A 10600-nucleotide genomic window follows, 5' to 3' on the forward strand; every position below is an offset into this window, starting at 1 on the left:
TTGCGGGGTGAAGCCGCTGCTGTCCAGGCTGGCATCTTTGGCGAGACTGAGATGGCGTCCATCTATCCGGTGTTCCCAAGTCTGGGCGGGAACATTCACGGCTCCCCAACAGCCGTGAATCAGCAGCGTCGTGCGTCCATCCTTGCGCCACTCCGGGTCAGTCGGTTTGCTCTGAGGGGGAAAAATCCTGCTTCTGGCGCAGGTCAATGAGGGTCTGAAACAGTTCTCGCATGAGTGGACTCTGCTGGCGGAGTAGGGTCTGTTCCAGCTCAGCAACGCTGAGCTGCCCCTCAGACTCTTCTAAAAGCTGATCCAGATGACGTTCCATAACCTGACTCAGCATTTCCCGTTCTGTTGCCATGCACCATCATCCCATTTCAGCGGGATGCACCCAATCTGAGTGCCAGCCGGGACCTCCCGCAAGCGGACGGAATCTAGGACGGTCTGACCGGAGCGGAGTCGGGCGCTCTGCCCAGGCGCTCGGCTGTTTTTGCCACGTTCTGCGGGTGGCCCAGCCAGAAGCCCTGGCTGTAGGCGCACCCCAGATCGGTCACAGCCGCCCACTGCGCGCGGGTTTCGATGCCCTCGGCTACCACGCTCAGGCCCAGTGCCCCGGCCAGGGCGGTGATGCCCCCCACGGCGCGGCGGGCCTGTTCCTGCCCGTCCAGTGGCCCGTCCAGCGCGCCGATCAGGCTGCGGTCCAGCTTGAGAACCCCGACAGGCAGCTTCAGCAGCGGCGACAGGGCCGAGGTCTGCACGCCGAAGCCACACAGGGACCACCGGACCCCCTGGCGCTGAAGCGCGTCCATCATCCCGGCAGCGTGGGCCTCGCTGCCGCTGAGCAGGGTCCCGGTCACCTCGAATTCCAGGGCCGCGCCCGTCAGGCCGTGGCGCGCGAGGACCATCTCCACCGTCCCGGCAAAAGTCGCGCTCCTGAACTGGGCAGGGAAAATGTTCACGGCCATCCGTAGCCCACCGTGCCCCGCCGCATGCCAGCGCGCCAGTTGGGCGCAGGCTTCGTTCAGCACCCAGTTGCCCAGTTCCTCGTCCAGCCCGCTGTCATGAACCACCGGCAGAAACTGGCTGGGGGACAGCAGGCCCAGTTCGGGGCTGTCCCAGCGCAGCAGCGCTTCCAGCGCCACGACCTGCCGCGCCACGTCGTGGATGGGCTGGTAGTACAGCCTGAACTCGCCGCGTTCCAGCGCGCCGGGCAGCCGGTCTTCCAGCTCGCCACGCGAACGCAGGGCCTGGGTGGACTGGGGTATAAAGACGCGTGCCGCGCCCTTGCCTGCGCGCTTGGCCTCGTACATGGCGACGTCGGCGTGCATGTACAGGCTCTCGGCGTCCCGGCCACTGTCCGGGTAGACGCTGACGCCCACCGAGGCGCTGATCCTCACCGGGCGGTCTCCCAGGTCAAAGGGCGGGGCGAACAGATCCAGCACCTGCTGGGCGCGGGCCTGCGGCGGCCCAGAGGTCAGCACCATGAATTCGTCGCCGCCCAGCCGGGCTATGGATTCGCCGGGCCGCAGCGCGCCGCGCAGCCGGGCCGCCACCTTGATCAGGAGCTGGTCTCCCACCGTATGCCCCAGCGTGTCGTTGACCCCCTTGAAGCCGTCCAGATCCAGAAACAGAACGGCCAGCGCAGGGGCTTGATTTCCCTTCTGTTTCTGCTGCTCTACCGCCTCGCCCAGCGCGCTCAGGAATCCGGCGCGGTTGGGCAGGCCCGTCAGCGAATCGTGCTGGGCCTGCCAGGCCAGTTCGCGGGCGCGGGCCTCCAGTTGGGCACGGCCCCGCTCGACCTCGGCGGTGCGGGCCACCACCCGCTGTTCCAGGCTGGCATTCAGGGCGGCCAGTTGCGCGGTCAGCGCCGCGTTGTCCCGCAGGGCCGCGATCTGGCGGGCGGCCACCAGCAACGTCACGCCCGCCGTGCCCCACATCGCGCCGTGGGCGGCCAGCGTGACCTCGCCGTGGGTGGTCAGCGTCAGGGCAAAACAGGCGGCCAGGCCCAGGTAAGGGGTCAGCGCGTACAGGGGGCGGGTGATCTGGGCGGTGACGTGCGCCACGGCCCTCAGCGAAGGCCCCAGCGGCGCGGCGCGGCGAGAATTCCAGGCTGCCACGGCAAACAGCAGCGCGCCACAGGTCCACAGCAGTTCCTCGGGAATGCCCGACGTGAAACCGCCGTTGGCCTCAATGAACAGATACAGCGTGTCCCCGATCAAAAAAGTGGTGAGGCCCAGCGCCAGCAGGCTTTCTTTCAATTCGATATGGTCGTGGCGTCTGAGGAGGGTCATCAGCAGCCCCAGCGCACACAGCCCGAGGACCGGATAGGACAGGTTGACCAGGGTGCCGATCACTGTCACCTGCGCCGCACCCAGCAGCGAGGCCAGCGCGCCGTACCACAGCAGCACGGCCAGCGAACCCACCACGATCCCGACATCCAGGGTCAGCCGCCACGCCTCGGCCCGCCGCAGTGGCTGGCGCGGCAGGGCCAGACAGGCCCGGATGAACAGCACGTAGAACCCCAGGTAAAGCGCGTCCAGCACCGATGGAGAGGGGACCGCCCCGTTGCGCCACTCCAGCACGGCATACACGGTGTCGCTCACGGCATAGAGGCCCAGCGCCAGCGTCATCCAGTGCCACGCTGGGGCCGTTTCCGGGGTGCTGCGCGCCGCGTACCAGCAGGTCAGGGCCGAGGCATACAGCACGCCCAGCGAGAAGGTCTGCATCAGCCAGTCCGCGTCTGCTCCGCGTGGATGCAGCGCCACCCAGCCCAGGTGGCCCAGCGCGAGGGCGACCGTCGCCAGCAGGGCCACGTTCAGTCCCCGCCGATCTGCCGACTTCATCTGTCTTCCACCTGCCGCTTTACAGCCCGCCGGCCCGGACACCCTCCGGCGGTGGGGGCAGTCTCGACCAGAAGTGATGTGGCCTGAACATAGGCCCTCAGTCTAGGCCACGCGGTGTCACCACTTTCTTGCCTGGAGTCTGCTGGGACAGAAGAGACTCATCTTCTCATCGTCAGGCCATTTGTGTGGACGGCCTGAACCGTGGCGTGGCCGATGGGGCGAGCTGCACTCCTATTTTCTTGCGGCGTGCCGTTTATCATGGTCCAGATGGACGTCATCCAACCCTACCTTCCTCTGATCTTCAACGTGCTGCGTGGACTGGCCGTGGTGGGCCTGGTCCACGCCATCGTGACCCGGCAGCAGATCTTCTGGATGTTCCTGCTGGGCTTCGGGGCGTTGCTGGGCAGCATCTTTGGCATGCTGGGGGCACTGGCCTACACCTTTCTGGTCCTGATCCCGTCCCTGCGCGGCAGCGGGCGCGTGGCCGGGCAGGCGGTCTCGCGCGGCGTGGAGGCCCTCAAGCCACTGGACACCCGCATCCGCGAGTCTCAGGCGCAGTTGGACGAGAGCGACACGCTGGCCAACCGCGCTGGTCTGGCCGCCCTGCTGGCCCGCGCCGGACGCAGGGACGAGGCCCAGGCCACCCTGGACCCACTGCTCCGGGGGATCTACGCCGATGATCCGGTGGTTCTGCTGACCAGCGCCGAACTGGATCTGGCACGCGGCAATCCTGCCGGGGCGGAAGGCCGCCTGAACGCCGTGGACCTCAAGACCAGCGCCGCCACCCGCACCCGCGCCCTGACCCTGCTGGCCCAGGCCCAGGAGACGCAGGGCAAGCCCCAGGCCGACGCCACCTATCAGGACGCTTTAACCGCCGCCACCACCGAGGAACCCCGCGCCCGTTACGCCGCTTATCTGGTCAAACAGGGCCGCGCCGCCGAGGCGAAAACGGTGCTGGACGCCATCGCCAAGACCGAGAGCCGCGCCACCGCCCTCTACCGCCGCCAGGAACGTGAGTGGTTCGACCTGGCGTCCGGGCTAAGGCGTGAGCTGAAGTGAGAGTGCGGCGGCTGTTGCTGACCCTGATGCTGGCTGTGGCCTGCACGCTGCTCAGCCTGTTTGCAAGTCGTGTTGTCTACCGCATGACGGAGCCGTGTCCGCCGGGAGCCACCTGCGCCGCGCCTGTGCGGGAAGCAGGCTGGCCGCTGGCCTTCTCCCTTCAGGCAGTGACAGGCCAGGAAGAGGCTACGGCCAGGATTGATCAGGCGCAGCTTGGCTGGCAGACCGCTCCATTTGCAGTCAATGTGCTTCTTTATGGATTGTTGCTGTTGCTGCTGGGCTGGATGCTGCCTTCACCAGAGCGGACAGAGGCCAGATTCTCCTGACATTGCTAAGCCATTGATACTATCCGGGTGATATTGACTTGATCAATTCTACCCGGATAGTATTCCCACATGACCGACGCACCGACACTGACCATTTTCGAGGGCCATGAACGCCTGCTCACCGCACCACTTCAGGACGTGCTGACCTTCCTCAAGTCCAGGGAACAGGCCACCTCTCAACCCCTGCTGACCTTCGACGATCAGACCGGGCGGCAGACCGACTTCGACTTGCGCGGTAGTCTGGAAGACGTGCTGGAGCGCTACGTCCCTACGCCAGCCAAAGCTGGGCCGGGCCGCCCCAGACTGGGCGTGGTGGCCCGCGAGGTCACGCTGTTGCCCCGGCACTGGGAGTGGCTGGAGGGTCAGCGCGGCGGAGCCTCGGCGGCGCTGCGCCGTCTGATCGACGAGGCACGCAAGGCGGACCCGGACGGTGAACGCCGCCAACAGGCCCAGACGGCCACAGACCGCTTTCTGGGCGTGATCGGCGGTGACCTGCCCGGCTACGAGGACGCCACCCGCGCCCTGTATGCGGGCGACGGGCAAGCTTTTGAAAGTCAGCTTCAGAACTGGCCGGAGGATCTCCGCATCCACGCGCTGTATCTGGCCTCTTCCGCTTTCGTAGAAAAAGCATGACTGCGCCGCGCCAGTACAAAGACTTCACACCGCGCATGGGCATCTACCGCGTAACGCACACGCCCAGCGGGCGCACCCTGCTGGGCCAGAGTCTTCATCTGGACGGGATGCTCAACCGCATTCGCTTTCAGCTTCAGAACGGCCTGCACCCGAACAGGGTCATGCAGGCCGAATGGCAGACCGATGGTCCCGACACTTTCGTGTTTGAAGTGCTGGACGAGATTGAGCCAGAAAACCCCGGCGACGAACCGGTGGACGATCTCAAGGAGTTGCTGACGCTATGGCAGGAGAAACTGGACCTTCCCCCCACGCAGCGGTACTAGCGCCAGCGTTGACGGCGGCGCAATTGACCGTGCTGTCCGAACAGCTTTCGCCAGACATTCGCGCGGCAGTGGCCGGTCATCCCAATACGCCCGCTGCGGTGCTGGGCCGTCTGGCCGCCGACTATCCTGCCGAGGTGCTGGGCAATCCTGCACTGAGCCTGCTGCGGCTGGCCCACCCCGGTCTGCTGGAAGGCTGGCCCACCGACGCCGTGCTGAATCTGGTGGCCCAGCCCCAGGCCCCCGACTGGCTGCGCCGCTACGCACTGGCCCACGCCGATGCCCGCTTTCAGGTGGCCGTGGCTGGGCATCCCGATCTGGATGCAGCGGAACTTGGACAGCTTGCCCGGCATACCGTCTGGAAGGTGCGTGCGCGGGTGGCGGCCCGACCTGATCTGTCGCCAGAATGGCTGACCGCTCTGCTTGCTGACCCTGATTACGGTGTGCGTCTGGTGCTGGCAGCCCGTGCCGATCTTCCGCCCGACGACGCCGAACGGCTGGGCCAGGACGTCTCGTTGCTGGTCCGGCAGGCGATGCGGCAGCGCAAAACCTGAATCCCAGACCATAAAAAACCCCCTGACCACAAAGGGCCAGGGGGCTGCACTCCCGGTTACGGGGTTAAGCCCGTTGAGGCTTACTTCAGCTCGACGGTTGCGCCGACGGCTTCCAGTTGGGCCTTCATCTTCTCGGCCTCGTCCTTGGCGATGCCTTCCTTCAGCGCGCCGCCCTTCTCACTCATGTCCTTGGCTTCCTTCAGACCCAGGCCGGTGATGGCGCGGATTTCCTTAATGACGTTGATCTTGCTGGCCCCGGCGCTCACCAGAACCACGTCAAATTCGGTCTTCTCTTCGGCCACAGGGGCCGCCGCAGCGCCGCCGCCGCCCATCGAGACAGCAGCCGTAACGCCCCACTGCTCTTTGAGGCCGTCGATCAGGTCCGCGAGTTCCATGATGGTCAGAGTGCCGAGTTGATCAATCATTGCCTGCTTGTCGTATGCCATGTTGGTGTTCCTCCAGAAGTGGAATTAAAACTTTAAGGATTGATGGTGGATTGAAGATGGTCTGAGAAAAGATGCAGACGCTTAAGCGCCCGCGCCTTCATCGGTGCTTTCGCCAGCAGCCGCGCTCTCAGCAGCAGCGCCTTCGGCCACAGCGTTGTCGCCAGCACCAGCACTGTAACCAGCGCCGCCCTCTTCGAGTTTGGTCTTGTACGCTTCGAGGATGCCCACGAAGTTGCTGAGGTGCGCGCTGAGGACGCCCACCAGCTCGGCCTGCAAGGTTTCCTTGCTGCCCAGGCTGGCAATGCGGTTGACGACGCTCGCGTCCACCTTGTTGCCTTCTAGGAAGCCGCCCTTGACGGCGGGAATGCCCTTGTCGTTGCCCTTGGCAGCCTCGGCCAGAGCCTTGGCGACGCCTGCGGGGTCAGAGTGGGCCAGCACCAGGGCGCTGGGACCTTTGAGGGTGTCGGCGAAGTCGCGTCCACCTTCCTGAAGGGCGCGGTCGATCAGGGTGTTCTTGGCAACGATCAGTTGCCCGCCCTTCTCGCGGATGTTTTTGCGCAGTTTGCTCAGTTGCCCTGCACTCAGGCCCTGGTAGTCGACGACGTAAAACGTCTCGATCTCGTTCAGGCTCTGTTTGAGGGTGCTGAGGGTCTGCACGTTCTTGGGATTCGCCACGCAGTGAACCTCCTCGTGGTTGAACAAGTTTGCAGGTGCAAGTTCGCGCGTTTGCGCTTCGCAGCCTGGCAACTCGGCGGGGTGTTTAAACCGGGCAAGGGTCCCCGCTGTCTTGGGTGCCGCACTAGAAACGAATTGGGGAGAGGCGCAAAATTGCACCGGGGTGCCGGAAGTTGGGAGTGAGGGAGAGGCGGTGCCGCCCCCTCAGTAGAGATCAGTAGATATTCAGGTCTGGACGATCAGGACCGTGCGATCAGGACTGGGCGCTGAGGCTCAGCGGAATGCTGGGTCCCATCGTGGTGGTCATGAAGACGGTGCGGATGAACACACCCTTGGCGCTGCTGGGCTTGGCCCCTTCCAGCGCGGAAACCAGGGCGGCGTAGTTGGCGCTCAGGTTGGCCGGATCGAAGCTGGCCTTGCCGATGGGCGCGTGGATCACGCCGGTCTTGTCGTTGCGGAATTCGATGCGTCCGGCCTTGAGGCTGGACACCATGCCGGTCACATCAGGACCGACGGTGCCGCTCTTGGGGTTGGGCAGCAGGCCGCGTGGTCCCAGCAGACGGGCCAGTTTCTGACCCACAGCCGCCATCATGTCGGGGGTCGCCACCACGGCGTCGAAGTCCATGAAGCCGCCCGCGATGCGCTCGATCAGCTCGTCGCCCCCGGCCACATCTGCGCCAGCGGCCTCGGCAGCGGCAACGTTCTCGCCCTTGGTGATGACCACCACGCGAACGGTGCGGCCCGTGCCGTGCGGCAGCGAAACCGTGCCACGCACGTTCTGGTCACTCTTGCGGGGATCGATGCCGAGGCGGAAGTGGACTTCCACCGTTTCGTCGAACTTTGCCGTGGCGATGTCCTTGACCATGGCCGCGGCCTCGTCGATGGTGTACTGCTTGTCGCGGTCCACCTTGCCTTCCAGTGCGCGGTAGCGCTTGCCGTGCTTAGGCATTGGGGCCTCCCTCGATGGTAACGCCCATGCTGCGCGCAGTTCCCGCGACGGTATTGGCGGCGGCTTCCACGCTGCCGGCGTTCAGGTCGGGCATCTTTGTCTTGGCGATTTCCAGAACCTGATCCCAGTTCAGCTTGCCGACCTTGGCCTTGTTGGGCGTGGGGCTGCCCTTGCTCAGACCTGCGGCCTTGCGGATCAGGTAGCTCATGGGCGGAGTCTTGGTGATGAAGGTGAAGCTGCGGTCCGCGAAGATGGTGATCTCCACGGGGATGATCGCGTCACCCTTGTCCGCCGTCAGGGCGTTGAACGCCTTGGTGAACTCCATGATGTTCGCGCCGTACTGTCCGAGCGCGGGGCCGACAGGCGGGGCCGGGGTGGCCTTGCCTGCGGGCAATTGCAATTTGACGATGCCGGTAATTTTCTTCATTTCTACTCCTTAGCTCCCCCGGTTGAACGCGTCCTGTCAGAACGTGATGGGGTGCTGGCGCTAAGTTCCGCCTCTGCTGCCCGTATGGGCAGAGTGACAGCAACTTTTTGATTTTACTCGCTGACTCCCCCCTCTGCCAAGTGCTGGCAGGCCGGGTGAATCAGATCGGGGCTGGGCTTACTTGGCCACCTGACTGAAATCAAGCTCCACGGGCGTCTCGCGGCCAAAGATGCTGACCAGCACCTTGACCTTGGCCTGTGGCACGTTGATCTCGCTGATCACGCCGCTGAAGTCCGCGAACGGGCCTCCGGTGACGCGCACCATGTCGCCCGCCTTGAAATCGGCCTTGACGCGCGGCGCTTCGGCGGCCTTGGGCTGCACGCCCACGCCCACCGAGGTCAACAGGCGCTGAACCTCTTCGTAGGACAGCGGGACAGGACGGGTGGCGGTGCCGACAAAGCCGGTCACGCCGCTGGTGCCGCGCACCACTTCCCACGATTCGCCCAGTTCGCCGGGCGTATCGTCGTCTTCCACGTCCATCTGCACGAAGACGTAGCCGGGAAACAGCTTGCGCTCCACGGTTTCCTTCTTGCCGCCGTCGCGCAGTTCCACCGCTTTCTCACTGGGTTGCAGCACCTGGAAGATCTTGGTGCCGCGCATCCCCAGTTTGCCCGCCCGGTCCATCAGGTGCTGTTCCACGCGGTCTTCCTGGCCCACGTAGGTGTGGACGGCGTACCATTCGATGCTCATGGCAGCACCAGCCGGATCAGGTTGCTGAACAGCAGGTCCAGCACCCACACGATGATGGACAGGGCGACGACGAAGATCAGCACGGCCTGCGTGCCTTCAAACACCTGCTGGCGCGTCGGCCACGACACGCGGGCCAGTTCGGCGCGCGAATCACGGAAGTACTGAATCAAGTTCATGCATTCACCTGCGGAGGAGGAAAGGGGCTGAAACGGCGTCTCCGGGCCAGCGTACGCAGCCTGGAGAGGGCCAGAATCAGACCTTTTTCTCCTTGAAGACCACATGCTTTTTGGCCATGGGGTCATACTTGCGCAGTTCCAGCTTGGCCTGCGTGTTGCGGCGGTTCTTGGTGGTGGTGTAGTAAAAGCCCGTGCCGGCGGTGCTTTCCATCTTCACAATAATGCGGGGTCCGTCTTTCGCCATGGTGATCGCTCCTTTCGCAGCCCCCCGATAAAGGGAAAAACTGCTCCCAGCGCCTGCCCACCATCATTCTGAGAGGAGCAGGATCATTCGCTGGTAAAAGCCCGCCGGGGTGGCGGGCAACACACACGAGTATAAACCGTGACGGGCGGACTGTCCACCGCCGTTTCTGGAGATCAGGAAAGCAGGGCTTCGGCGGATTCAGGCAGTCCCGTTGAAAATCCGTCGATGCTCTGGGCGTTCTTGCGCTGGCGGTAGTCGCCCAGTTGCTCGTCACTCAGTTTGCGGTGAACCTCGTTCAGGTTCTCGCGTCCCTCACGCAAGTCCATCAGGGGCACGGCCATTCCGCAGGAGGTCTGCACCAGATCGATGTCCAGCAGGTAAATCTGGCGCGCGGCAGGCAGCGGTGGAAACTGGGCGTAAAGGTCTACCCACTCGGCCTGATCCGGCTGGATCATGCGGGCCGCGCCGTACAGCCGGAGGATCAGCGGCGCACCTTCAAAGGCACAGAACATCAGCGTCATGCGCGGAAGCTGGAGCAGATGAGCGGCGGTCTCGTTGCCGCTGCCCGTCACGTTCAGCCACATCACCCGGTTTGGCCCCAGCACCCGCAGACTGTCCATCCCCTTGGGCGACACGTTGACCCGCCCCGCCGCCGCCGCCGTGCCCACGAAGAAGATCGGCTGCCTCTCGATGAAGGCCTGATGCTCTGGGCTGATGGCCGCAAACTGTTTTGCCATGCGGTCAGGCTAGCGCACCGCATTGGTGCAACAAAAAAGAGGAAGCCCGAAAGTCTCCTCTTCCTAGTTTCAAAGCTTATTCGATGACTTTGGTGACGACGCCTGCACCGACGGTGCGGCCCCCTTCACGGATGGCGAAACGCAGTCCTTCTTCCATGGCGATCGGCTTGATCAGTTCCACGATGAAGGTGATGTTGTCGCCGGGCATGACCATTTCCACGCCTTCGGGCAGTTCCACCACACCGGTCACGTCCGTCGTGCGGAAGTAGAACTGGGGGCGGTAGCCGCCGAAGAACGCGCTGTGGCGTCCACCCTCGTCCTTGGACAGCACGTAGGTGCTGGCTTCAAACTTGGTGTGGGGCTTGATGCTGCCGGGCTTGCTCAGCACCTGACCGCGCTCCACGTCGTCGCGAGCGACGCCGCGCAGCAACACGCCGACGTTGTCGCCGGCCATACCGGAA

At 64.5% G+C, this 10600-nt stretch carries 16 protein-coding genes; 5 read left to right on the plus strand and 11 right to left on the minus strand.

Annotated elements, in window-relative coordinates; genetic code table 11:
- Nucleotides 1–157 precede the first annotated feature (157 nt).
- Both Q319_RS0120570 and Q319_RS25830 read right to left on the minus strand, forming a co-directional pair.
- A complete protein-coding gene (locus Q319_RS0120570) occupies nt 158–328 on the minus strand; it encodes a hypothetical protein (protein WP_156039500.1) in 171 nt (56 codons plus the stop codon).
- Nucleotides 329–434: 106 nt separating this feature from the next.
- Nucleotides 435–2843, minus strand: coding sequence for a putative bifunctional diguanylate cyclase/phosphodiesterase (locus Q319_RS25830; RefSeq protein WP_051655618.1), 2409 nt, complete (start codon nt 2841–2843; stop codon nt 435–437).
- A 267-nt stretch (nt 2844–3110) separates the two neighbouring features.
- On the opposite strand from Q319_RS25830, the gene Q319_RS0120580 reads away from it, so the two are divergent.
- The 5 genes from Q319_RS0120580 to Q319_RS24945 all read left to right on the plus strand — a co-directional run bounded on the left by Q319_RS0120580 (nt 3111) and on the right by Q319_RS24945 (nt 5735).
- The gene (locus tag Q319_RS0120580; RefSeq protein ID WP_029484307.1) at nt 3111–3902 is read left to right on the plus strand and encodes a hypothetical protein; all 792 of its coding nucleotides are present in this window, start codon (nt 3111–3113) and stop codon (nt 3900–3902) included.
- Between the two features lie 14 nt (nt 3903–3916).
- Nucleotides 3917–4228, plus strand: coding sequence for a hypothetical protein (locus tag Q319_RS0120585; protein ID WP_156039501.1), 312 nt, complete (start codon nt 3917–3919; stop codon nt 4226–4228).
- Between the two features lie 69 nt (nt 4229–4297).
- Nucleotides 4298–4861: a DUF2239 family protein gene (locus Q319_RS0120590; protein ID WP_029484309.1), complete on the plus strand. Its 564-nt coding sequence runs from the start codon at nt 4298–4300 to the stop codon at nt 4859–4861.
- Nucleotides 4858–5184 carry a GIY-YIG nuclease family protein gene (locus tag Q319_RS0120595; protein WP_029484310.1) on the plus strand — a complete coding sequence of 109 codons (327 nt, stop codon included), beginning with the start codon at nt 4858–4860 and terminating at the stop codon, nt 5182–5184. Before Q319_RS0120590 ends, Q319_RS0120595 begins: the two co-directional genes overlap by 4 nt.
- 29 nt (nt 5185–5213) lie before the next feature.
- Nucleotides 5214–5735: a hypothetical protein gene (locus Q319_RS24945; protein WP_245619420.1), complete on the plus strand. Its 522-nt coding sequence runs from the start codon at nt 5214–5216 to the stop codon at nt 5733–5735.
- A gap of 80 nt (nt 5736–5815) precedes the next feature.
- Here the strand turns inward: Q319_RS24945 and rplL are convergent, their stop codons facing one another.
- From rplL to Q319_RS0120645, 9 genes are all read right to left on the minus strand, one after another.
- Nucleotides 5816–6181: a 50S ribosomal protein L7/L12 gene (gene rplL, locus Q319_RS0120605; protein ID WP_029484312.1), complete on the minus strand. Its 366-nt coding sequence runs from the start codon at nt 6179–6181 to the stop codon at nt 5816–5818.
- Between the two features lie 81 nt (nt 6182–6262).
- Complete coding sequence (rplJ, locus tag Q319_RS0120610) at nt 6263–6856, minus strand: 50S ribosomal protein L10 (RefSeq protein ID WP_081846208.1); 594 nt, start codon at nt 6854–6856, stop codon at nt 6263–6265.
- Between the two features lie 253 nt (nt 6857–7109).
- Entirely contained in the window at nt 7110–7805 is a 696-nt protein-coding gene (gene rplA / locus Q319_RS0120615) for a 50S ribosomal protein L1 (RefSeq protein WP_029484314.1), read from the minus strand.
- On the minus strand, nt 7798–8232 hold the full coding sequence (gene rplK, locus Q319_RS0120620; protein ID WP_029484315.1) for a 50S ribosomal protein L11: 435 nt from the start codon (nt 8230–8232) through the stop codon (nt 7798–7800). The genes rplA and rplK overlap by 8 nt, the downstream gene beginning before the upstream one ends.
- 177 nt (nt 8233–8409) lie before the next feature.
- Nucleotides 8410–8982 carry a transcription termination/antitermination protein NusG gene (gene nusG, locus Q319_RS0120625; RefSeq protein WP_029484316.1) on the minus strand — a complete coding sequence of 191 codons (573 nt, stop codon included), beginning with the start codon at nt 8980–8982 and terminating at the stop codon, nt 8410–8412.
- Complete coding sequence (gene secE / locus Q319_RS0120630; protein WP_029484317.1) at nt 8979–9158, minus strand: preprotein translocase subunit SecE; 180 nt, start codon at nt 9156–9158, stop codon at nt 8979–8981. The genes nusG and secE overlap by 4 nt, the downstream gene beginning before the upstream one ends.
- A gap of 76 nt (nt 9159–9234) precedes the next feature.
- Nucleotides 9235–9402 (minus strand): 50S ribosomal protein L33, encoded by a 168-nt coding sequence (gene rpmG, locus Q319_RS0120635; protein ID WP_029479293.1) that lies wholly within the window; start codon nt 9400–9402, stop codon nt 9235–9237.
- Nucleotides 9403–9575: 173 nt separating this feature from the next.
- The gene (locus Q319_RS0120640) at nt 9576–10139 is read right to left on the minus strand and encodes a pyridoxamine 5'-phosphate oxidase family protein (RefSeq protein ID WP_029484318.1); all 564 of its coding nucleotides are present in this window, start codon (nt 10137–10139) and stop codon (nt 9576–9578) included.
- 76 nt (nt 10140–10215) lie between these two features.
- On the minus strand, nt 10216–10600 hold a 385-nt coding region (locus Q319_RS0120645), incomplete at its 5' end, for an EF-Tu C-terminal domain-related protein (protein WP_483782882.1).

Origin of the sequence: Deinococcus marmoris DSM 12784 (genome assembly GCF_000701405.1) — a bacterium.
Classification (GTDB): domain Bacteria; phylum Deinococcota; class Deinococci; order Deinococcales; family Deinococcaceae; genus Deinococcus; species Deinococcus marmoris.